At 69.3% G+C, this 21,654-nt stretch carries 20 protein-coding genes; 3 read left to right on the plus strand and 17 right to left on the minus strand.

What is annotated here, in order from left to right; all coding sequences use genetic code 11:
• The first annotated feature begins 102 nt into the window (after window positions 1-102).
• On the plus strand, window positions 103-1,209 hold the full coding sequence (locus IG75_RS0114550) for a helix-turn-helix transcriptional regulator (protein ID WP_030521799.1): 1,107 nt from the start codon (window positions 103-105) through the stop codon (window positions 1,207-1,209).
• Between the two features lie 41 nt (window positions 1,210-1,250).
• Here IG75_RS0114550 and ftsY read toward each other — a convergent pair whose 3' ends face one another.
• Window positions 1,251-2,855, minus strand: a complete 1,605-nt coding sequence (ftsY, locus tag IG75_RS0114555; RefSeq protein ID WP_051714570.1) for a signal recognition particle-docking protein FtsY — start codon at window positions 2,853-2,855, stop codon at window positions 1,251-1,253.
• A 167-nt stretch (window positions 2,856-3,022) separates the two neighbouring features.
• Here ftsY and IG75_RS0114560 point away from each other — a divergent pair, with 167 nt between their 5' ends.
• Window positions 3,023-3,412: a DUF2237 family protein gene (locus tag IG75_RS0114560; protein ID WP_030521801.1), complete on the plus strand. Its 390-nt coding sequence runs from the start codon at window positions 3,023-3,025 to the stop codon at window positions 3,410-3,412.
• Between the two features lie 40 nt (window positions 3,413-3,452).
• On the opposite strand, the gene smc is transcribed toward IG75_RS0114560, so the two are convergent.
• From smc to IG75_RS0114620, 13 genes are all read right to left on the minus strand, one after another.
• Window positions 3,453-7,076 (minus strand): chromosome segregation protein SMC, encoded by a 3,624-nt coding sequence (gene smc, locus IG75_RS0114565; protein WP_030521802.1) that lies wholly within the window; start codon window positions 7,074-7,076, stop codon window positions 3,453-3,455.
• A gap of 180 nt (window positions 7,077-7,256) precedes the next feature.
• Entirely contained in the window at window positions 7,257-7,676 is a 420-nt protein-coding gene (locus tag IG75_RS0114570) for a DUF1707 SHOCT-like domain-containing protein (protein WP_030521803.1), read from the minus strand.
• 92 nt (window positions 7,677-7,768) lie between these two features.
• On the minus strand, window positions 7,769-8,035 hold the full coding sequence (locus tag IG75_RS0114575) for an acylphosphatase (RefSeq protein ID WP_245713163.1): 267 nt from the start codon (window positions 8,033-8,035) through the stop codon (window positions 7,769-7,771).
• Window positions 8,036-8,067: 32 nt separating this feature from the next.
• Window positions 8,068-8,553, minus strand: a complete 486-nt coding sequence (locus tag IG75_RS0114580; RefSeq protein WP_081876922.1) for an OsmC family protein — start codon at window positions 8,551-8,553, stop codon at window positions 8,068-8,070.
• Between the two features lie 53 nt (window positions 8,554-8,606).
• Window positions 8,607-8,750, minus strand: coding sequence for a hypothetical protein (locus tag IG75_RS39075; protein WP_156058901.1), 144 nt, complete (start codon window positions 8,748-8,750; stop codon window positions 8,607-8,609).
• A 331-nt stretch (window positions 8,751-9,081) separates the two neighbouring features.
• Window positions 9,082-10,602, minus strand: a complete 1,521-nt coding sequence (locus tag IG75_RS0114590) for a substrate-binding domain-containing protein (protein WP_030521806.1) — start codon at window positions 10,600-10,602, stop codon at window positions 9,082-9,084.
• A gap of 169 nt (window positions 10,603-10,771) precedes the next feature.
• A complete protein-coding gene (locus IG75_RS0114595; protein ID WP_051714571.1) occupies window positions 10,772-11,836 on the minus strand; it encodes a PHP domain-containing protein in 1,065 nt (354 codons plus the stop codon).
• Between the two features lie 3 nt (window positions 11,837-11,839).
• Window positions 11,840-12,421, minus strand: a complete 582-nt coding sequence (locus IG75_RS0114600) for a dihydrofolate reductase family protein (protein WP_030521808.1) — start codon at window positions 12,419-12,421, stop codon at window positions 11,840-11,842.
• Between the two features lie 83 nt (window positions 12,422-12,504).
• On the minus strand, window positions 12,505-13,392 hold the full coding sequence (mutM, locus tag IG75_RS0114605; protein WP_030521809.1) for a bifunctional DNA-formamidopyrimidine glycosylase/DNA-(apurinic or apyrimidinic site) lyase: 888 nt from the start codon (window positions 13,390-13,392) through the stop codon (window positions 12,505-12,507).
• Window positions 13,393-14,115 carry a ribonuclease III gene (rnc, locus tag IG75_RS0114610; RefSeq protein WP_030521810.1) on the minus strand — a complete coding sequence of 241 codons (723 nt, stop codon included), beginning with the start codon at window positions 14,113-14,115 and terminating at the stop codon, window positions 13,393-13,395.
• Between the two features lie 14 nt (window positions 14,116-14,129).
• Entirely contained in the window at window positions 14,130-14,312 is a 183-nt protein-coding gene (rpmF, locus tag IG75_RS38245; RefSeq protein ID WP_039825884.1) for a 50S ribosomal protein L32, read from the minus strand.
• A gap of 2 nt (window positions 14,313-14,314) precedes the next feature.
• Window positions 14,315-14,974 carry a YceD family protein gene (locus IG75_RS36275; protein WP_030521811.1) on the minus strand — a complete coding sequence of 220 codons (660 nt, stop codon included), beginning with the start codon at window positions 14,972-14,974 and terminating at the stop codon, window positions 14,315-14,317.
• A 467-nt stretch (window positions 14,975-15,441) separates the two neighbouring features.
• On the minus strand, window positions 15,442-16,188 hold the full coding sequence (locus IG75_RS0114620) for a DivIVA domain-containing protein (protein ID WP_030521812.1): 747 nt from the start codon (window positions 16,186-16,188) through the stop codon (window positions 15,442-15,444).
• A 224-nt stretch (window positions 16,189-16,412) separates the two neighbouring features.
• Here IG75_RS0114620 and IG75_RS0114625 point away from each other — a divergent pair, with 224 nt between their 5' ends.
• Window positions 16,413-16,988, plus strand: a complete 576-nt coding sequence (locus IG75_RS0114625) for a GtrA family protein (RefSeq protein WP_081876873.1) — start codon at window positions 16,413-16,415, stop codon at window positions 16,986-16,988.
• On the opposite strand, the gene coaD is transcribed toward IG75_RS0114625, so the two are convergent.
• The 3 genes from coaD to IG75_RS0114640 are packed head-to-tail and all read right to left on the minus strand — an operon-like array spanning window position 16,956 to window position 21,433.
• The gene (gene coaD / locus IG75_RS0114630; protein WP_030521814.1) at window positions 16,956-17,441 is read right to left on the minus strand and encodes a pantetheine-phosphate adenylyltransferase; all 486 of its coding nucleotides are present in this window, start codon (window positions 17,439-17,441) and stop codon (window positions 16,956-16,958) included. The two genes, IG75_RS0114625 and coaD, sit on opposite strands and share 33 nt — an antisense overlap.
• A 3-nt stretch (window positions 17,442-17,444) precedes the next feature.
• Window positions 17,445-18,038 carry a 16S rRNA (guanine(966)-N(2))-methyltransferase RsmD gene (gene rsmD / locus IG75_RS0114635; RefSeq protein WP_030521815.1) on the minus strand — a complete coding sequence of 198 codons (594 nt, stop codon included), beginning with the start codon at window positions 18,036-18,038 and terminating at the stop codon, window positions 17,445-17,447.
• Entirely contained in the window at window positions 18,035-21,433 is a 3,399-nt protein-coding gene (locus tag IG75_RS0114640; protein WP_030521816.1) for a pyruvate carboxylase, read from the minus strand. The genes rsmD and IG75_RS0114640 overlap by 4 nt, the downstream gene beginning before the upstream one ends.
• Between the last annotated feature and the right edge of the window lie 221 nt (window positions 21,434-21,654).

Genomic DNA, 21,654 nt, shown 5'->3' on the forward strand with positions numbered 1-21,654 from the left:
TTCTCGGCCGCCGGGCGAGATCCCATCCCTCGATCAGGGGGTTCCGGCACCCCCTCATATGCGGGGTTGCCCGACGTCTCGCGTGCGGGAACCATGGCGCGCATGCGCAAGTCGACCGGTGAGCCGCCGGGTGGTCTGCTGGCGGGAATCGCCGCAGCGCCCGACGCGGAGAGTCTGTTCGCCGTGACGTCGGACCGCCTGCGCCGTGTCGCGCCCTTCGACGCGGCCGTATGGGTTGCCACTGATCCGAGCAACGGCTTGACGGCGGCACCGGTGCGGATCGAGAACCTGCAGCCGGGGGGATGCGGCATCTACTGGGAATCGGAATTCCTCGTCGACGCTGTCAATCCCTTTCGGCTGTTGACCGAATCCCCGGTGCCGGTCTCCGGGTTGCGGGAGGCCACCGGCGATCGTCCGTGGTCGAGCCCGCTGTATCGCGATTTCATGCGGCCCCGGGGCTTCGACGACGAATTGCGGGCCGTGTTCCGGGTAGATGGCAGGCCGTGGGGACAGCTGAGTCTGTTCCGCGAGCGCGGTCACGCGCCGTTCCGGGCCGAGGAGATGGCGGTGGTCGGCTCGTTGTCGAGCCCGATGGCCCAGCGGCTACGCTCGTACGCCCGATCCACCGAGCCGCCGCGACGGCCCTCCGATACGCCGGGAATGCTGCTCTTCGACAATGCCGGAAACCTGACGTCGATCAATGACGAGGCCCGGAGTTTCCTCGCCGAGATGCCGCCGGGTCCGCGCGCGGCGACGCCGTCCGGTATCGACCTGCCTCTGCCGGTGTGGATCCGTAGCACCGTCGGCCGTGCCCGCGAGGCAGGTGGAAACGCGCGCATTCGGATGCGGGCGCTCACCGGCGGGTGGCTGATATGCCATGCCTCGTGCCTGCGCGGTGCCGACGGCACCGCGGGGATGACCGCGATGACGATCGGACCCGCCCCGGTATCGGAGATCGCCACACTGGTTGTCGCCGCCTACGAGCTGACCTCCCGCGAGCGCGAAGTGACCGAACTGATCGCGCGTGGGCTGTCCACCGCCGAGATCGCGAGCCGACTGTTCCTGTCGCCGCATACGGTCCGCGACCATGTGAAGGCGATCTTCGACAAGGTCGCCGTAGCGACCAGGGGTGAGTTGGTCGCGAAACTCTACACCGAGCATTACGAACCGCTCGTAGCGCCCGAAAGCACCCGAGTTCGCTACCCGTAGCGGGCAGCGGGTCGAAGACCAGGTATCCCGTACCGACAGACCTAGCCCAGCAGTGCGTCGACGAAGGCGGAGGGTTCGAACGGCGCCAGATCGTCGGCGCCCTCGCCCAGACCCACCAGTTTGACCGGTACGCCCAGTTCGTGCTGGATCTGGAAGACGATTCCGCCCTTGGCGGTGCCGTCCAGCTTGGTCAGTACGACACCGCTGATATCCACCACTTCGGCGAAGATACGGGCCTGCGCGAGACCGTTCTGGCCCACGGTGGCGTCGAGTACGAGCAGCACCTCGTCCACCGAGGCCTTCTTCTCGACGACGCGTTTGACCTTGCCCAGCTCATCCATGAGCCCGGTCTTGGTGTGCAACCGACCCGCGGTATCGACCAGGACCACGTCCACACCGGCGTCGATACCGGTGGAGACGGCGTCGAAGGCGACGGCGGCCGGGTCGGCACCCTCGCGGCCGCGCACGGTATCCGCGCCGACCCGCTCGCCCCAGGTCTGCAACTGATCGGCCGCCGCGGCGCGGAAGGTGTCCGCGGCCCCGAGCAGTACCCGGCGTCCGTCGGCGACCAGCACCCGGGCGAGTTTGCCGGTGGTGGTCGTCTTCCCGGTGCCGTTCACCCCGACGACGAGCAGGATCGACGGGTGATCGGCGTGCGGCAGCGCGCGCACCGAACGGTCCAGTTCCGGCCGCAACGATTCGATCAGCACCTCGCGCAGGACCGACCGCGCGTCCTCGGCGGTGCGGACACTGCGGGCGGCCATCTCCTCGCGCAGCCGTTCCACGATGACGGTGGTGACCGCGGTACCGATATCGGCCATCACCAGCGTGTCCTCGACCTCTTCCCAGGAGTCCTCATCCAGGTCGCCACCGCCGAGCAGCCCCAGCAGGCTCTTGCCGACCGCGTTCTGCGACCGGGACAACCGCCCGCGCAGCCGGGTCAGCCGACCCGAGGTCGGTGCGATCTCCTCGACCTCCGGGACCAGATGGGCTCCGGCGGCGGTATCGGGTGCCACCACCGCCGGCTCCGCACCCGCTTCGGCGGGTGCGCTCGCCTGCTCGGCGGCCGCCTCGGCCGCGGCAGTATCCGGAGTCGCGGGGACATGGCCGGTACCCGGTTCCGTTACCGGCCCGGTGGCTGCGGTGTCCGTAGGCCCGGCGGTCCCGGTATCCGCCGGTGCGGTCGAGGTCGTCTCCGTCGTCTCGGGCGGGACGGTGCCGGTACCGTCGGCGGTCGTCGCGCCGGATTCCGTGCCGGTCGCCGCGGTGTCGATGGTATCGGCCTCGGGTAGCGGTACATCGGTGATCCCACGGCGCGGAGCATCCCGCGGGACGGCGGCGTCGTCGCCGATATGCGGCTGCCCCTCCACATCGGTCCGCTCAGTGGGACTCGGAGTCGCCCGTTCCACAGGGCTCGGCCCCGGCGGTACGGGGGCGGCGGTGGCACCCCGGCCGCCCTGGCTGAACGAGAATCCACCCGCCGCCTGATACCCGCCCGACCGGTCGGTCAGCTCTTCCTTCTCCGCCGGCGCCGTCAGCGAGACCCGGCCACGCTTGTACCGGACGAAACCGGCCACGAGCGCGACCAGCAGTACGGCGGCGATCACTGCGATCAGAATCCAGGCTTGCGCACTCACGCCGACCATCCTTCCAGAGCGGTACCGAGCGGTAGGTTACCCGGCCCGGCCCGCGCGGCGGCGGCCCGCACCCGCTGCCGCGCACCCGGTACATCCCCAGCTCAGCCCCGCGAACACGGCCGGTGAGATTTCTTGTCCTGCGGAACTTCTCGCGACAGGCCAATAGGATCGGCGATGTGACCGATCGAAACGTGCTTGGGGGTCCGCTACAAGAGTGCGGCACCGATCCTCTGACCGGGTTCTACCGGGACGGCTGCTGCAGCACCGGCCCGGAGGACCTGGGCAGCCATACCGTGTGCACGGTCGTCACAGCAGAGTTCCTCGAGCATCAGGCGTCCATCGGAAACGATCTGAGCACGCCTCGTCCGGAGAACAATTTCCCCGGGCTCCAGCCGGGGGACAGATGGTGTGTCGTGGCGGTGCGCTGGTTACACGCGCACGAGGACGGTGTCGCCGCACCGGTGGTGCTGGCGGCGACCCATGAGAATGCCCTGGAAGTGATCGCTATGGAAATCCTGCGCAAATACGCGGTAGACGTACCCGACGACGTCAGCGACCTGCTCTGAACACCGGCGCGGACCCACGGCCGGTGGTCGGGCGCGGCGGCTACTCCGCCGCGCTCCCGGCCGCCGCGAGATCGTGCCCGCGCAGTCGCTGCGAGATGACCTGGGTGATGCCGTCGCCGCGCATGCTCACGCCGTAGAGCGCGTCGGCGATCTCCATGGTCGGCTTCTGGTGGGTGATGACGATCAGCTGGCTCTTCTCCCGCAACTGCTCGAACAGTCCGATGAGCCGGCGCAGATTGGTGTCGTCGAGTGCCGCCTCCACCTCGTCCATCACATAGAACGGCGAGGGGCGGGCACGGAAGATGGCGACCAGCAGCGCCACGGCGGTCAGGGATTTCTCCCCGCCGGACAGCAACGACAACCGCTTGACCTTCTTCCCGGGCGGGCGCGCCTCCACCTCGATACCGGTGGTGAGCATATCGGTGGGATCGGTGAGCAGCAGCCGGCCGTCGCCGCCGGGGAACAGCGCGGCGAAGACCTGGACGAACTCCCGTTCCACATCGGCGTAGGCGTCGGTGAAGACCTGCAGGATCCGCGCGTCGACCTCGGCCACCACGTCCAGCAGATCCTGGCGGGCCTTTTTGACATCCTCGAGCTGGGTGGCCAGAAAGTTGTAGCGCTCCTCGAGCGCCGCGAACTCCTCGAGGGCCAGCGGGTTGACCTTGCCGAGGGTGGCCAGATCCTTTTCGGCGCGTTTGGCGCGCCGCTCCTGCGAGGCGCGGTCGAACGGCATCGGCGCCGGCGCGCTGACCTGCTCACCGCGTTCCTTGGCCTGCTCGTATTCCCGCATCTCCAGCTCGCTGGGTGGCAGGGCGACCGCGGGACCGTATTCGGCGATGAGATCGTCGAGCGCGATACCGAACTGTTCGGCGATGGTGACTTCCAGCTGTTCGATCCGCAATGCCGCCTGCGCTTTGGCCACCTCGTCCCGGTGGACCGCGTCGGTGAGCTGTTCGAGCTGGGCGTTCAGGGCCCGCACCCGCTCTTTGATCCGGTCCACCTCGGTGGCGCATTCGGTACGCCGCCGGACCAGTTCGTCGCGGCGTGCGGCGGCGGCGGCCACCACTTTCTCGAGTTCGGCCGCCAGGTCCGCACCGGATCCGGCGACCGCGGCGGCGACGCCGGCGGCCTGCCGCCGGGCGGCCTGCGCCCGTTCGGCCCGGGCCCGTGCCTCGCGTTCGGCACGGGCGGTGCGCCGCAGCGAATCCGCCTTACCGCGGACCGATTCGGCACGCTCTTCGGCCGTGCGCACCGCCAGCCGCGCTTCCACCTCCATGGCCCGGGCTTCGGCGAGTGCGGCGGCGGCCTCCTCCCGGGCCAGTGCGGCGGCCTCGGTTCCGGCGGCGCCGGCGGCATCGCTGTCGGTATCGGCCTGTTCGCGCTCGGCGTGCCGCAGCCGGTCCTCGAGCTCGGCCAGCTCGCCGACGGCTTTCTCGTGTGTGGTCTCGGCGTCGGCGCGCTGGCCGGTCAGCCGCTCGGATTCGGCGTCGGCCGCGCGGACGGCCGCACCGAGCCGGCCGAGCCGCTCGTAGACGGCATTGAGGGCCTGATCGGATTCGTGCAGGGCCAGCAGGGCGTGGTCGACCGCTTCTTTGCGGTCGGCCTGTTCCTCCAGCGCCCCGGCCAGGCTCGCTTCCAATTCTTCGGCGTGCCGGCGGGCGGCGATCAGATCGGCCTCGGCGGCATCGATACTCGCCTGGATCTCCAACCGGCCGGGTGCGCGGTCCGAACCGCCGACCAGCCATCCGGTCCCGGCCAGATCGCCCTCGCGGGTGACCACCCGCAGTTCCGGGCGCGCACTGAGCAGCGCGGACGCCGCGTCCAGATCGTCGACCACCGCGACCCGGCGGGTCAGCGCCACCACGGCCGCGCGTACCGGCCCCGGGCAGTCCACCACCTCCAGCAACCAGCGTGCCGCCGCGGGCAGTGCCGGTTCGTCGAGATCCGCCGCCGCCGGCCCCTCGTACACCAGTGCGGCCCGTCCGCCGTCGGCTTTCCCCAGCGCCCGCAGTGCGCTGAGAGCCGTCTCCCCGGTATCGGCCACCACCGCTTCGGCCACCGGCCCCAGTACCGCCGCGACCGCGGACTCGTACCCGGTGTGTACCCGCAACTGCCCCGACAGCGGGCCCAGCAGGCCGGCCGGATGGTTCTCGGTGAGCCAGGCCGCGCCGTCGCGACTGGCCAGGTTCATGCCGAGCGCTTCGATCCGCGCCGTCAGCGAGGCCACCAGCCGACCGGCCTCCCGATCCTCGGCGCGCAGTTCGGTGACCCGGCGGTCGGCCAGGCCGAGCGCCTCCACGGCGTGCTCGTGCTGGACATCGAGTCCGGCCTCGCCGGCGTCCAGCTCGGCCAGTTCGTCCTGTACGGCATCGAATTCCGACTGTGCCGCGGTACCTCGCGCCCGGGCCTCGGTGATGGCGGCGGACAACCGCACGATCTCGGCGTCGATCGATTGCGCGCGGGTGCGCAGGTTCTCGACCTGTCCGGACAACCGGACCAGCCCCTCACGCCGGTCGGCGATGGCCCGTACCGCGGCCAGATGCGCCTGTTCGGCGGCCTTGGCGGTGTGCTCGCGATCGCCCAGACTCTCCCGCGCGGCCTCCAGCGTTTCGGTGGCCATTTCGACGGCCTCGCGCAGTTCGGCTTCCTCGGCCTCCACCCGGTCGGCCTCGGCCTCGAGCTGATCGGGGTCGCGGCCGGTGTTGGCGGGGGCGGCCGTATCGAGGTGCCGGGCGCGATCGCCGGCGATCCGGATGGTCGCGTTGACCCGTTCGGAGAGCGCGGAGAGCTGGAACCACAACTGTCCGGCGGCCTCGGCGCCGGGAGTGAGCCGGGAGAGCTGGTACTCCTGCTGGGCGAGCGCGGCATTCGCGGCATCGAGTTCGCTGCGCACGGTGATCTGCTGTTCCCGCGCGTAGGCCTCTTTGCTCTGCTGACTCTCCAGTTCGTGGCGCCGGGTGACCAGATCGTCGGCGGCCAGCCGCAGCCGGGCGTCGCGCAGATCCGCCTGCACCGTCTGTGCCCGGCGCGCGACCTCCGCCTGCCGGCCCAGCGGTTTGAGCTGGCGGCGGAGTTCGGTGGTGAGGTCGGTGAGCCGGGCCAGGTTGGCCTGCATCGCATCCAGTTTGCGAACGGCCTTTTCCTTGCGTTTGCGGTGTTTGAGCACACCGGCGGCTTCCTCGATGAAGGCGCGCCGGTCCTCGGGACGCGATTCGAGAATCGCCGAGAGCTGACCCTGCCCGACAATGACGTGCATTTCCCGGCCGATACCGGAATCGCTGAGCAGTTCCTGCACATCCATGAGCCGGCAGGAGTTGCCGTTGATCTCGTATTCGCCGGCGCCGTCGCGGAACATGCGGCGGGTGATGGAGACCTCGGCGTAGTCGATGGGCAGGGCGCCGTCGGAATTGTCGATGGTCAGCGTGACCTCGGCGCGGCCCAGCGGGGCCCGCCCGGAGGTACCGGCGAAGATGACGTCCTGCATCTTCCCGCCGCGCAACGCCTTGGCACCCTGTTCGCCCATCACCCAGGTGAGCGCGTCGACGACATTGGATTTACCGGATCCGTTCGGCCCCACCACACAGGTGATCCCGGGCTCGAAGCGCAGGGTCGTCGCGGACGCGAAGGATTTGAAACCCTTCAACGTCAAGCTTTTCAGGTGCAACGCCGACGACCCTTTCCGCCTCCGTGACTCTCCGCCTCGCCCAGGCCGATCAGCCATGGTATAGGCCTGCGGCGCCGTGACCTCAACCGGCGCACCGGCCGTGGCCGATCGATTGCCGGGTTGCCCGGCGACCGCGGCCGGGCGTGCCCGCCGGCCGGATGTCAGGAAGGCTACCGGGCGTTATATCTTCCGGCGATAGCGGTGGCCGCTCTCGAGACCGGTTGCCGCCCGTACTGCCAGCACCGCGCCCCACGGGCCGATGACCCATATGGGCCAGAAATAGGTGAACTCACCGACACCGAGCGAGATCGCACCCCAGATCACCAGCACCAGCACGCTGACCGTGAGCCACCCGGTGGCCTCGATCCGCTGCCAGATCGGGAATCGCGAGCGCGGCGTCGCCGAACGCGCCGGCGCCAGGGCGGGCAGGTCCGCGAGGACGCCGGTGAGTTCCTCGCGGGTGGTGGTGCGGTACACCTGCGCGACCCGCTGATCGTATTCGGCCAGGTCGATGCGGCCGTCGCCGAGATGGCGGCTCAGCTCGCGCACGATCCGATCGCGTTCGGCGTCCGAGGCCCGGGTTCCCGTCGTGATCTCCATAACCGCTCCCCTTACAGGTCGGACCACATTCCACAATGGATGCACCCAGAGTGCACCTTCCACTGTGTTATGTCAAGGGCGAGCGGCCCCGGCTACCGTTCGGCGAAACCGTCCAGCCCACCCCGCGCCGGCTCCCACGACTCGACCACCAGATCCACCCGGCCGGGCGTTTCCCCGGACCGCAGAAACGCCAGCAACCGGTCGGCCGCGGCACGCGACCCCTCCGCCACCACATGCACCCGGCCGTCGGCGGCATTCGTGGCATGCCCGGCGAGGCCGAGCTCCAGCGCCCGCGCCCGCGTCCACCACCGGAAGCCCACACCCTGCACGTATCCATGTACCCAGGCACTCAACCGCACCGGGTCGGATCCCTCCGTCGCCGCGGCCACGATCAGTCGACCGTGTCGATATCGAACGACAACGTCACCTTGCTGCCGGCCTTCAAGGTGCGGCCGACCGTGCAGACTTTGTCGATGGCCCGCTGCACCGTCACCAGCAACCGGTCCCGGGCCGCCGCGTCGAGCTCGCTTAGGTCGAGCTCGAAGACCTCGTCGAGCTGCGGATACACCTCGTTCTCCCGGTCGGCGGCACCGGACACCCGGATTGTCGCGTCGTAGTCGTCACCGAGCCGCCGCGACAGCGGGAAATCCGAGCTCATTCCCGAGCAGGCCGCCAACGCGATCTTCAGCAGCTCGCCGGGGGTGAACACGCCGGGTACGCCCTCGGAACCGATGAGCACCTCGGCGCCCCGCGAACTGTGACCGGTGTAGCGGCGGGTACCCGTCCGTTCCACCCACAGGGTGGTCGGCCCGGCCTGCGCCGCGGGCACCGTCTCGCCCGCTGCCGAGACGGGTGCCGCAGAGGTGTTGTCAACCATGCTCGCGATCCTGCCACCCGCCGTCGCCACACCGCGCACCCGACCTCGGCCGATCAGCGCCGGTGCGGCCGACGACGACTGCGCACCGGTACCCGGACCCGCTGCTCATCGCGCGCTTCGAGGAACACCGCCACGGCCCGCAGCAGGAGCAGACCGAAGACGAATCCCGCGATCAATACGCACGCCACCAGGGACATGGCCGTCCTCTCCGTCCGGTTCCCGGCACCGGAGACCCCTCCGGCGCCGTACCGCGCCCGTGGTGCCGGAAAGTTCCGGTCGTTCGGGTGGGTACGTCGGAAACTACCCCGCAGACCCGGCCGGACCCCCGATACTTACGCGTTGTTCACGCCGACGTGCGCGGGCTCACGGCCCCGGGCACCGCAGGCCGACCGGCACCGAGATCCCGCCGGCGACCTTCTGCTCGCCTCTTCTTCGCGCACCCGCCCCGGGCCACCGCCGGCCCCGAGGTCGCCGGGCCCGCTGCGCACGGTCGCACCGGTCGGCACCCTGCGCCGCCGCGGGGCATCGTCAGGCACGCGGGTGGCACAGCGCGGGGTCGGCGACGTCGGCACACGGCAGATTGCCGGAGGAGCGGATCACATCCTGACCGGCCTCACCGACGAGAAACCGCAGGAACCCGGCACCCAGCGAACCCGGCGCGAAATCACCGTGGCCGAACGCGTACTCCACTCCCCAGAGCGGATAGCCGCCGGCGGCGACCTCGTCCCGGGTGGCGTGCCGGCCGTCGATCGTCACCCCCACGACCCCCGCGGTATCGGCGGCATCGGCGGATTCGCTGTAACCGATCGCACCGGTCGTGGCGGCGACCTCGGTGAGCATATCGTCGGTGTAGAGCGTCTGGCAGCGTCCGGGGGCAGCGCCGCGCCGCAGTTCGCGGCAGGTCACTCCGGGTTCGGGCGGTTGCGCGGAATCGAGCAGGCGGGATTCGAAGGTCCAGCGCGAGCCCGAGCCGGCATAGCGGTTGACCACGCGTACCGGTTGATCTGCGCCGCCCACCTCCCGCCAGTTCGCCACCCGCCCCTGGAACAGGTCGCGGATCTGCCCGGCCGTCAGATCCCGCACTCCCGCACTCGGATGCACGACCACCGAGAACAGCGATACCGCCAGCGGCCGCTGCACCAGAGCCGGATAGTCCGCGCCCTTGGGAGCGTCACCGATCGCGAGCAGCCCGCCGTGACCACCGGCCTCTTCTTCGAGCCGCGCCATACCGCGTTCGCTGCCCTCGAAGCCGAAGGCGAAACCGGACCCGGGACAGGTCTGCTGGTAGAGCCGGGCCGCCTCCCGGATCACCGGCTCGAAGGCGGTGGAACCGACCACGGTCAGCTCACCGGTCGCGCAGCCCAGCGGCGCGGGTTCGGGTTCGGCGATCTCGAGGACGGCCATCGCCGCGATGACCAGGACGAGGAACCCGGTGAGCGCCACCATCAGCAGCGAAACCCCGGTGCGGCCTTTTGTCCTGGTGATACCCCCACCGGTCACCACACCCTGCATGACCGGGTCGGGGTAGGGGCCGTGCCCCGAAGTGCGCTCCAGCGTGGCCAGGATCTTGTAGTGATCGTTGCGGTTCAGCGGGACCTTGGGCAGGTCGATCACGCCGATACCCTGCTCGAGTTGCCGGTGCCCGAAACCCGAATCGGGTTCGAAACAGACGGCCAGGCCCGGATTGCTCAATTCGGTGACCGCCATCCCGATCACTGTGCGGTCCGGGAACTGCAGGTGCAGACCGGCCTGATTGTTCTGCGCGGTCACATAATCCGCGGCATCGATGGTGGTGGCGCCGTTGTTCTCGATCCGCACCAGCACCACCGACAGGTTCTGCAGGTTGCGCTCGGTGCCGTCGGAGGTCTGCCGGAGTTGCCGCAGGGCTCCCGCATGCCCGGATTCGGCCTCGCCGGTGACGGGGGTGTCCATCTGTACCCGCCACCCGAGGCGTTTCCGGCCGACGACGACGAACTCCCACAGGAACGCGGCCACCGGTATCGCGATACCGGCCAGCGGCAGAACGAGATTGAGCAACAGTTCGCTCACCAGCGGCTACCCTCCCCCCGAATCGACACAGTTCCCATCATCTTTGGGCACCGGAAACCGAAACCGGCCGAGCACGTGAATTGTTCGGCCGGCGTTCACCACGCGGTCACCACCGTCGTACCGAGCTGATCACCTCGTTCGGCCGCGACACGTCCACCCCACGTGCCGGTCACCGCCCGGGAGTACGGGTCCACTCCAGCAGCTCGTCCACCGGTCGGGTGTTCACGATCCGCTCCGGCGGGACCTCGGCGGCCACCGCGCGGGCGCATCCGTAACCCTGCCAGTCCAGTTGGCCCGGTGCGTGCGCGTCGGTATCGATGGAGAACTCGCAACCCATCTCCACGGCGAGCCGGATCAGCCGCGACGGCGGGTCCCGCCGCTCGGGACGGCTGTTGATCTCGACCGCCGTACCGTAGCGGCGGCAGGCCTCGAACACGATCGGGGCGTCGAAATCCGATTCCGGCCGGGTGCCGCGCCCGCCCTCGACCAACCGGCCGGTGCAGTGGCCGAGCACATCGACATTCGGATTCGCCACCGCGTACACCATCCGCCGGGTCATGGTGTCGCGGTCGTCGCGCAACCGCGAATGCACACTGGCGACGACGATATCGAGTTCGGCGAGCAGGTCGGCGTCCTGATCGAGCGAGCCGTCGTCGAGGATATCGACCTCGATCCCGGTCAGTACCCGCAGTGGCGCCAGTTCCGCGTTGAGGGCGGCCACCACGTCCAGCTGCCGCCGCAGCCGGTCGGCCGAGAGTCCGCCTGCCACGGTGAGCCGCGGCGAATGGTCGGTGAGGGCGCAGTACTCGTGCCCGATCGCGGCCGCACAGCCCATCATCTCGGCGATCGGGCTACCGCCGTCCGACCAGTCCGAATGGGTGTGCAGATCACCGCGCAGCAGCTCCCGCAGCGGCGCGCCTTCCGCACCGATCGGTTTCGCGGCGGCGCGCAGTTCGGCCAGATAGCGGGGCACGGTCCCGTCGTACGCCTCCTCGATCACCGCGGCGGTTTTGGGGCCGATCCCCGCCAGTTCCTGCCAGCTGCGATTCCGGCGGTGCCGATCGGCCGCGGCAGCGTCGAGGCCGGCGAGAATATCGGCGGCCCGGCGGTAGGCCTTCACCCGGTGCGTCTGTGCCCGGTCGCGTTCGAGCCAGAACCCGATCTCGCGCAGGGCCGCGACCGGCCCCGGAGCGGCCGGTCCGGCTCGCTCCGGCCCCTGCGGCTCGTCCGCCACCGCCTAACCCACCCGGCCGTACTTCACGAAGGCGACACCGTCCTCGAAGACCTGACTGGTGATCACCCGGAAACACGCCGGATCCGGCAGTTGCGGGCCGGTGCCGAACAGCGGCCGTCCGCGGCCCAGCACGATCGGATACAGCTTCAGGAAGACCTGATCTATTTCCGGCAGCAGCGCCCGGGCCAGTTCACCGCCACCGCACAACCAGATCCCCAGACCCTGCTCCCGTTTGAGTCCGGCGACCGCCGCGACCGGATCGGCGCCGATCAGCGCCACCGCCGGGTCCGGCGGAGCGGTGAGCGTAGTGGACACCACGTACTGCCGTAGATGCGCGTACGGATTCGCGGTGCCGGTACGGACCCCGAAATCGTGCGTCCTGCGGCCCATGATCACGGTGTCGAAGTTCTCGTTGCCCTTGGTGATACCCAGCGATTCGCGTACCCGCGACGGCAGCGTCTCCGGATACTGCGCGGTGATGGCGGGGCCGTGATCGCCACCGACCGGGAAGAAGTCCACCGAGCCGTCCTCGGTGGCGATGAACCCATCGATGGTGGCGGCGACGTAATAGGTGAGCTTGCGCATGGCCTTGCCTCCCAGCCGGACCGGGTCGGTGATCTTGCCGAGGCCCACCGTAGCCCGCCGCCGGGCCCGGCGCGAGAGGGTCGTCAGGAAGAAATTCGGCGCCCGCGTGGTGGCGGCTGACAGCGCGGACAGGAATAGGACGAGCGGTTCATGAACTTCTCCCGCACGATCACCGCCCCGCAGCGCGGGCACGGCCGGTCGCCGCGCCCATACACCGCCAGGGCGCGCTCGAAGTAGCCGGATTCGCCGTTCACATTCACATACAGGGCGTCGAAGGAGGTACCGCCGGCGGCGAGCGCGTCGGTCATCACCGCGCGGGCCTCGGCGAGCAGGGTGCGCAGTACCGGACGGGTGAGCGCCGAGGCGATCCGGCCGCCGTGCACCTTCGCCCGCCACAAGGCCTCGTCGGCGTAGATGTTGCCGATCCCGGAGATCACGGCCTGATCCAGCAGCACCCGCTTGATCTCGGTGTTCTTGGTCCGCAGCACACCGACGACCCGCTCGGCGTCGAACCGGGGGTCCAGCGGGTCGCGGGCGATATGCGCGAGCAGGTCGGGCAGCAGATCACCATCCACCTCCACCAGCGGCGCCAGCACCCAGCCACCGAAGGTGCGCTGGTCGACGAAGCGCAACTCTCGCCCGTCGTCGAGGGTCGCCCGGATATGGGCGTGCTTCTCCACCGGGGCGCCGGCGGGCTGTACCAGCATCTGCCCGCTCATACCCAGATGCACGACCAGCGCGGTATCAGCGGATCCGCCGCCGGGTTCGTCGAAGGTGAGCCACAGATACTTCCCGCGCCGCTGCGCCGCGGCCACCGTGAGCCCGGTGAGCCGGGCCGCCATATCGGCGGCCCCCGGCTCGTGCCGGCGCACCGACCGTGGATGGGTGACGGTGACCGATTCGACGGTCCGCCCGCACAGGTGTTCGGTGAGGCCGCGGCGTACGACCTCGACCTCGGGGAGTTCGGGCATTCAGGATTCGCCGGTCAATGCGCGGTAGGCGGCGCCCGCCGCCTTCTGCTCGGCTTCTTTCTTCGACCGGCCGACGCCCTGACCGTAGGCATCCCCGGCGATCACGGTGGTCGCGGTGAATTCCTTGTCGTGGTCGGGGCCGGTGGACGTGATCTCGTAGCTGGGTACACCGAGACCGCGCTCGGCGGTCAACTCCTGCAGGCTGGTCTTGAAGTCCAGCCCCGCGCCCATCCGCGGGCCGCGTTCGAGCAGGTCGGCGAAGAGCCGCAGCACGACCTCACGGGCCACGTCGATGCCGTGCTCGAGATGGACGGCGCCGAGCAGCGATTCCATGCCGTCGGCGAGGATGCTGGGCTTGTCCCGGCCGCCGGTGAGTTCCTCACCTTTGCCGAGCAGCAGATACGCGCCCAGACCACCCTCACCCAGGTTGCGTGCCACCTCGGCGAGCGCATGCATGTTCACCACACTTGCGCGCAGCTTGGCGAGCTCACCCTCGGATTTCTCCGGATGCTCGTGGTAGAGCCGTTCGGTGATGCTCAGACCGAGCACGGAGTCCCCGAGGAACTCGAGCCGCTCATTGGTCGGCAGGCCGCCGTTCTCGTACGCGTACGAGCGATGGGTCAGCGCCAGTCGCAACAATTCCGGAGCCACCTCGACGCCCAGGGCGGCGAGCAGGCCCGAATGATCACCCGGTTCACCGGGTTCGTCTTTACCCGCGGTCAACGGTCGACCGGGGGTCAGACGGCGGAAACGACCTGGCGGCCCTTGTAAGTACCGCAGGAGGGGCACGCGATATGCGGCGGGGTCTTCTGACCACACGCCCGGTTCGGGCAGGTGATCAGGGTGGGAGCGGCGGCCTTCCACTGGCTGCGCCGCGACCGGGTGTTGGAACGGGACATCCGGCGCTTGGGAACGGCCACGACTAATTCTCCTCTGTACTGTTACGTGCTGTCTCGGTGGAATGATCTCCGGTGGCCGCACCCTCGTCGGGGCTGCCGCTGCCGGGCGATCCGGAGGCGAAATTCGCCAGCCCGGCCCAGCGGGGATCAAGTATCTCATGCCCGTGATCGGATCCCGCAATCGCCATCCGAACACCGCACTCCGGGCACAGGCCCGCGCAATCCGGTGAGCACAGCGGCTGCAGCGGCAACTCCAGGCCCAGCTGGTCCACTACCAGGGGTTCCAGGTCGATGAGATCGTCGCGCATGCGGTAGACCTCGTCCTCGGAGGAGGTCTGGTCGGTGGCACTGTCCGGGTAGGCGAACAGCTCGGTCAGCGACAACCGCACCGTATCGGTGAACGGTTCGAGACACCGCGAGCACTCACCGGTCACCGGCGCCTCGAGGGTCCCGGTGACGAGCACCCCCTCGGATACGGATTGCAACCGCAGATCCAGCTCGACCTCCGCGCCGACGGGTACGCCGACGAGGTCGAGTCCGAGTCGTTCGGTGGTGGTGACCGTCCGCCGCAGTTCGCGCATCGAGCCCGGGGCGCGACCGAGGCTGCGGACATCCAGCACGAAACCCGCGCCGTGTGCACGAGGTGCACCGGAACGCGAGCGCGCGGTGGTATCGGCAGGCATCGCAAACACTCCACTGGGTGGGTCGGGGCTGTTGGTTTTGCGCCGGAATCGGCGAGCAACCACACCACAGTACGGCGAACCGGCCACCCGGGCAAAACCCGGCGAGACGGGCCCACCAACGACAAACGGCCGAGAAGCATCCGGATCGTGACGTCCCGCCGACGCAACCGTATGTGTCGAGTTTTGCGAGACGCCTCCAAGGGTTGAGGCCCGTCTCGCCGTTTCGGCCTCGAAAGCGCAGGAGCCGAAGGCTCGAGTCCCGAGGCCGAAACGGCGAGACCGAGGGGGCCTCAACCCCGCGCGCGCCAGCGCGCCAAAAACACAGCACCTTCACGAGCAGGTCGACATTCCCACCTCCGCGAACCGGCCCGCCCCCTCAACCCCGCCCGCGCCGGCACCAGAACACAGCGCCATTCGCTGGTAGGCCCACCTGCCCCGCATCGTGTACGCAAGGCGCGGGGCCGATATCACCGCCGGAACTCGGCGGCGTAGTCGGGGACGCCCGCTCCGTTACGCAACTGCTGGCGGCCCCTGCCGACGGTGCGCAGCGCGCTGCCGAGGGTGTCCTCGAACTCGGCGAGCTTGGTGTCGACGTAGTGGTCGCAGTCGGCGCGCATCCGGTCGGCGTCGGCGTGCGCGGTGTCGATGATGCGGGCCGATTCGGCGTGCGCCGCCCGGACCACCTCGGTGTCCTCCACCAGCCGGCGCTGTTCGGCCTGGCCGTCGGCGACCGAGCGGTCGTAGGAGGCCTGGCCGGCCTCGACGGTCCGTTCGGCCTCGGCACGGGCCCGGCCGGTGACCGCCTCGTATTCGGCCTTGGCATCGGTGACCAGGCGTTCGGCCTCGGCGGTGGCCGTATCGACCATCCGGTCGGCGTGCGCGGTGGCCTCGGCGACCATCCGGTCGGCGTGTGCCTTGGCCTCGGCGAGGATCCGGTCGGCTTCGGCGCGGGCGTCGGCCACCGTGCCGGCGGCCTGTTCGTCCGCGGACCGGATGGTGTCCTCCGCGAGCCCCCGGGCGTCGTCGACGATCTTGTCCCGATGGTCGAGCACATCCTGGGCGTCGTCGATTTCGGTGGGCAGCGCGTCCCGCACATCGTCGAGCAGATCGAGCGTTTCCGGACGCGGCACGATGCAGTTGCGCGTCGCGGGGATACCCCGCGCCTCCTCGACTATGGCGACCAGTTCGTCGAGCGCCTCGAATACCCGGTACATGCTCACTGTCCTCCTGCTGACGATCGGCGACACATCACGCCGTTCCCAGTGTGCCCCGGGCCGGTGGATGCGCCGAACCTACTTTCGGTGTGTCGCCGTTCTGCCCGATATCTGCAGAGTCACACAATCAACTGGAGACCCACCCTCCGCTTGGTGTTAAATTCTTAGGGAGCCCCACCGCGGCGCGGAGGGACTGCCTGTCCCTTGCCCGATCGGAACCGCCCATGACCATCCTGCAGTTGCCTACTTCCACGGCACTGACCACCGGGGATCTGGATATCGATTGGCCGGAACCGTTCGCCCCCGCCGCCTGGCAACAGCGCCTCCTGCAGTACCTGCGCGGTGATCGTGTTTTCCCGCAGTTGATTCGTTTCGCACTGGTCGGTGGATTGAGCAATATTTCGTATGTCCTGCTCTTCCTGACCCTCACCGGCGCCGGGACACTGCTCGCCAATGTGGCAGGCTCGGTGGTGAGCACCGTCCTGGCCAACGAACTGCACCGCCGCCTCACCTTCCACGCCGCCGAGCGGGTCGGCTGGTTCACCGCACAGTGGGAAGGCGGCGGACTGGCGCTGCTGGGGCTGGGTATCAGTACCGCGGCCCTCGCCGCGCTGGAGGTTCTGGCCCCGACACTGAACGAACCCGCCCAGGCCGCGGCCGTGCTGGCGATCAGCGCCGCGGTCGGCGGTCTGCGATTCCTGGCGCTGCGCGGTCTGGTGTTCCGGCCGCTGCAGCGGGCCCGGGAAATGACCGCCCAGCGGTCCGGGTCAGCCCGCCCGCTCGGCCAGCCGGTCGAGTAGTCGCTTGTGCACCAGCGGCGGCAGCATATCGCTGACATCGCCGCCGAAGGCCGCCACTTCCTTGACAAGGGAGCTGGACAGGTAGCTGAAGGTGGGGTTGGTCGCGATGAAGAAGGTGTCGACGCCGGAGAGCTTCTTGTTCATCTGCGCCATCTGGAGTTCGTAGCCGAAATCACCGGCGTCGCGCAGCCCCTTGACGATGGCGGTGATGCCCTGCTCCCGGGCGAAATCGACCAGCAGCCCGTCCCAGGAGGCGACCCGCACGCCCGCCAGATCCGCGGTGGCGTCGCGCAGCATCTCGATCCGTTCGTCGATCGAGAACATGCCCTGCTTCTTCTTGTTGATCATCACCGTGATCACGACCTCGTCGAACTGCTCGGCGACCCGCCGGAACACATCGAGATGGCCGTTGGTCACCGGATCGAAGGATCCCGGGCACAAAGCTCCTGCCATGGGTCAGACGCTAGCAGGTTCGCCCGGGTCCGCCGGGGTCGCGCCGACGTACACCGCCGACTCGATCCGGGTCTCCCCATAGCGCCGCGCGGCGCGACCCTCGAGGCCTGCGGGCCAGGCGATCTCGGCCGACCGGGCGGAACGCTCCACCAGCAGTAATGCGTCCTCGGCGAGCCACCCGTGCGCGGCGAGCGCCGTGAGATCACCCTCGACGGCCGCGGTCGGCAGCTCGTAGGGGGGATCGGCGAATACCAGATCGAAAGCGCCCGCGCCGCCGTGGGCGAGCACCTGGGTCACTGTCCCGATCCGCACCTGGGCACCGCCCAAGCCCAGCTCGGCGATATTGCCGCGCAGCACCCCGGCCGCCCGCCGGTCGGATTCGACCAGCAGCGCGGCGGCGGCGCCGCGCGACAGCGCCTCCAGCCCGAGCGCACCCGAGCCGGCGTAGAGGTCGAGCACCCGGGCGCCCGCGAGGTCCATCCACGCCTCGATCGAGGAGAACACGGCCTCCCGCACCCGGTCCGAGGTGGGCCGGGTCCCGGCCGGCGGCACCTTCAGGCGCCGCCCACCGGCGATCCCGGCGACGATCCGGGTCATTCGGATTCGCGCTCGCCCAGCTCGACCAGCAGATCACCGCCTTCGACCTGCTGCACCTGCGCGATGGCCACCCGGCCCACCACCCCGCCGCGCGGTGCGGTGATGGCGGCTTCCATCTTCATGGCCTCGATGGTGCCGATGGTGTCGCCCGAGGCGACCGTTTCGCCTTCGGCCACGGTCAGCGTCACGACACCGGCGAAGGGCGCCGCGATGTGATGCGGATTGTTCTTGTCGGCCTTCTCCGCGGCCGGGATCTCACTGGCGATGGAACGGTCACGCACGGACACCGGGCGCAACTGCCCGTTGAGGATGCACATGACCGTGCGCATCCCGCGTTCGTCGGGTTCGGAGATCGCCTCCAGCCCGATGAGCAGGATGACGCCCTTCTCGAGCTGCACCCGGTGTTCCTCGCCGTGCCGCAGGCCGTAGAAGAACTGATTGGCCGACAGTCCGGTGGTATCGCCGTATTTCTCCCGGTGCGCCAGGAATTCCGCGGTCGGGCCGGGGAACAGCAGCCGATTGAGGGTTGCGCGGCGCTCATCGGAGGTACCGGCCAGGCCCGCTTCGTCCGCCTCGGACAACTCGGATTCGGGCTTGGCCGCGCCACGGCCGGCGAGCGCCTTCTCCCGGAACGGTTCCGGCCAGCCACCCGCGGGGGTTCCGAGGTCGCCACGCAGGAAACCGATCACCGAATCGGGGATGTCGTAACGGCCCGGATCGGCGGCGAAATCCTCGATCTCGATACCGGAGCCGACCAGCGACAGCGCCAGGTCACCGACCACCTTGGAGGACGGCGTGACCTTGATCAGCCGGCCCAGCAAACGGTCCGCGGCCGCGTATTTCGCCTCGACCTCCTCGAATCGGTCACCGAGCCCCAGGGCGATGGCCTGCTGGCGCAGATTCGACAGCTGCCCGCCGGGGATTTCGTGGGTGTAGACACGCCCGGTGGGCGCCGGCAAACCGGATTCGAACGGCGCGTACACCTTGCGCAGCGCCTCCCAATAGGGCTCGAGATCGCAGACATTGCGCAGGTTCAGCCCGGTGTCGTATTCGCTGTGCGCGGCGGCAGCCACGATCGCCGAGAGCGCGGGCTGGCTGGTGGTACCGGCCATGGCGGCCGACGCGCCGTCGACGGCGTCGGCACCGGCCTGCCAGGCGGCGAGATAGGTGGCCAGCTGCCCACCCGGAGTGTCGTGGGTGTGGACATGAACCGGCAGATCGAAATTGCTGCGCAGCGCGGTCACCAGTTTCGCCGCGGCGGGCGCGCGCAACAGACCGGCCATATCCTTGATCGCCAGCACGTGCGCGCCCGCGTCCACGATCTGCTCGGCCAGCTTGAGGTAGTAGTCGAGGGTGTAGAGCTTCTCGTCCGGGTCGGTGAGATCACCGGTGTAGGACAGCGCGACCTCGGCGATCGCGGTACCGGTTTCCCGGACCGCGTCGATGGCCGGGCGCATCTGGTCCACATTGTTCAGGGCGTCGAAGATCCGGAAGATATCGATACCGGTCTCGGTGGCCTCGGCCACGAACGCCCGGGTCACCCGCTCCGGATACGGGGTGTAGCCGACGGTGTTGCGGCCGCGCAGCAGCATTTGCAGGCAGATGTTCGGAATCGCCTCACGCAAAGCGGCCAGCCGCTCCCACGGGTCCTCGTAGAGGAACCGCAGCGCCACATCGTAGGTCGCCCCACCCCACGCCTCGATGGACAGCAGTTCCGGGGTCAGTCGCGCCACATGCCCGGCCACATCGAGCAGGCCGTTGGTGCGTACCCGGGTCGCCAGCAGCGACTGGTGCGCGTCGCGGAAGGTGGTGTCGGTGACTCCGACGGCCTTCTGTTCGCGCAGCGCCCGCGCGAATTCCTCCGGGCCCAGCGTCAGCAGTTTCTGCCGCGAACCGTCCGGCGGCGGCACCGACAGGTCGATCGCGGGCAGTTTGTCGTGCGGGTACACTGCGGTCGGCCGGGCGCCGTGCGGTTTGTTCACCGTGATATCGGCCAGGTAGTTCAGGATCTTGGTGCCGCGGTCGGCGGGTTCGCGGGTGGCCAGCAGTTCCGGGCGCTCGTCGATGAACGAGGTGGTGATACGGCCCGCGGTGAAATCGTCGTCGCCGAGTACCGCGAGCAGGAACGGGATATTGGTGGTGACACCGCGAATCCGGAATTCCATCAGCGCCCGCCGGGCCCGCGCCACCGCCGCCGGGAAGTCCCGGCCGCGGCAGGTGAGCTTGACCAGCATGGAATCGAAGTAGGCGCCGATCTCCGCGCCCAGGTTCGCACCGCCGTCGAGCCGGATACCGGCGCCGCCGGGGGTGCGGTAGGCGGTGATGCGGCCGGTATCGGGGCGGAATCCGTTGGCCGGGTCCTCGGTGGTGATCCGGCACTGTAGCGCGGCACCGCGGATGGTCACCTTGTCCTGGCTCAGTCCCAGGTCGGGCAGGCTCTCCCCGGCCGCGATCCGCAACTGCGACTGCACCAGATCCACATCGGTGATCTCCTCGGTCACCGTGTGTTCCACCTGGATCCGCGGATTCATCTCGATGAACACGTGATTACCGCGTTCGTCGAGCAGGAACTCCACCGTGCCCGCGCAGCTGTACCCGATCTGCCGGGCGAATGCCACCGCGTCCGCGCAGATCCGGTCCCGCAACGCCGGATCCAGATTCGGGGCGGGGGCCAGCTCGATCACCTTCTGGTGCCGCCGCTGCAGCGAGCAGTCCCGCTCGAACAGATGCATCACATTGCCCTGGGTATCGGCCAGGATCTGTACCTCGATATGCCGCGGGTTCACCACGGCCTGTTCCAGGAACACCGTCGGATCACCGAACGCCGACTCCGCCTCGCGCGAGGCCGCTTCGATCGCTTCCCGCAGCCCGGACCGCTCGGCCACCCGGCGCATACCGCGCCCGCCACCACCGGCGACAGCCTTCACGAATACCGGGAACTCCATGGATTCCGCGGCCGCCAGCAACTCCGCCACCTCGGCCGAGGGCGCGCTCGAATCCAGGACCGGCAGCCCGGCCTCGCGCGCCGCGGCGATCGCGCGGGCCTTGTTGCCCGCCAGTTCGAGAACCTCGGCCGACGGCCCGATGAAGGTGATGCCCTCCCGCGCGCACGCGGCGGCCAGATCGGGATTCTCCGACAGGAACCCGTAGCCGGGATAGATCGCGTCGGCGCCCGCGGTCTTCGCCGCTTCGATGATGGCGTCGACCGAGAGGTAGGCGCGGACCGGATGGCCTTCCTCGCCGATCTCGTATGCCTCGTCCGCCTTCAGGCGGTGGACCGAATTGCGGTCCTCGTGTGGGAAGACGGCAACCGTTCCGACACCGAGCTCGTACGCCGCGCGGAAGGCTCGGATGGCGATTTCGCCGCGGTTGGCAACCAAGACTTTCGAGAACATTGACCCAACGTACCCGGCGCCACACCCAGGGGCGACAGCGAAGTCCACTTGGCAGAATCTTCACAAGTACGTATGGCAACGCTGCGAAGTCCAGTTCACCGCACCGTCACATCTCACCGCCCACGATCCCGGCCTGTGCGTATCATCCGCCGCGGCCATTTCCCGGCTATCCGAGCAGCCCGGGCCTCTTGCGAAGATGTGCGAAGCCGAACGCTGTTCGT

The sequence above is a fragment of the Nocardia rhamnosiphila NBRC 108938 genome (assembly GCF_000720425.1).
Lineage (GTDB): Bacteria > Actinomycetota > Actinomycetes > Mycobacteriales > Mycobacteriaceae > Nocardia > Nocardia rhamnosiphila.

Excerpts from the sequence above, each read along its gene's own strand:
- IG75_RS0114550 (WP_030521799.1), top strand. The coding sequence starts at position 103 with ATGCGCAAGTCGACCGGTGAGCCGCCGGGTGGTCTGCTGGCGGGAATC.
- ftsY (WP_051714570.1), bottom strand. The coding sequence starts at position 2,855 with ATGGTCGGCGTGAGTGCGCAAGCCTGGATTCTGATCGCAGTGATCGCC.
- IG75_RS0114570 (WP_030521803.1), bottom strand. The coding sequence starts at position 7,676 with ATGGAGATCACGACGGGAACCCGGGCCTCGGACGCCGAACGCGATCGG.
- IG75_RS0114580 (WP_081876922.1), bottom strand. The coding sequence starts at position 8,553 with ATGGTTGACAACACCTCTGCGGCACCCGTCTCGGCAGCGGGCGAGACG.
- IG75_RS39075 (WP_156058901.1), bottom strand. The coding sequence starts at position 8,750 with ATGTCCCTGGTGGCGTGCGTATTGATCGCGGGATTCGTCTTCGGTCTG.
- IG75_RS0114600 (WP_030521808.1), bottom strand. The coding sequence starts at position 12,421 with ATGCGCAAGCTCACCTATTACGTCGCCGCCACCATCGATGGGTTCATC.
- mutM (WP_030521809.1), bottom strand. The coding sequence starts at position 13,392 with ATGCCCGAACTCCCCGAGGTCGAGGTCGTACGCCGCGGCCTCACCGAA.
- IG75_RS36275 (WP_030521811.1), bottom strand. The coding sequence starts at position 14,974 with ATGCCTGCCGATACCACCGCGCGCTCGCGTTCCGGTGCACCTCGTGCA.
- IG75_RS0114620 (WP_030521812.1), bottom strand. The coding sequence starts at position 16,188 with ATGTACCGGGTATTCGAGGCGCTCGACGAACTGGTCGCCATAGTCGAG.
- IG75_RS0114625 (WP_081876873.1), top strand. The coding sequence starts at position 16,413 with ATGACCATCCTGCAGTTGCCTACTTCCACGGCACTGACCACCGGGGAT.
- coaD (WP_030521814.1), bottom strand. The coding sequence starts at position 17,441 with ATGGCAGGAGCTTTGTGCCCGGGATCCTTCGATCCGGTGACCAACGGC.
- rsmD (WP_030521815.1), bottom strand. The coding sequence starts at position 18,038 with ATGACCCGGATCGTCGCCGGGATCGCCGGTGGGCGGCGCCTGAAGGTG.
- IG75_RS0114640 (WP_030521816.1), bottom strand. The coding sequence starts at position 21,433 with ATGTTCTCGAAAGTCTTGGTTGCCAACCGCGGCGAAATCGCCATCCGA.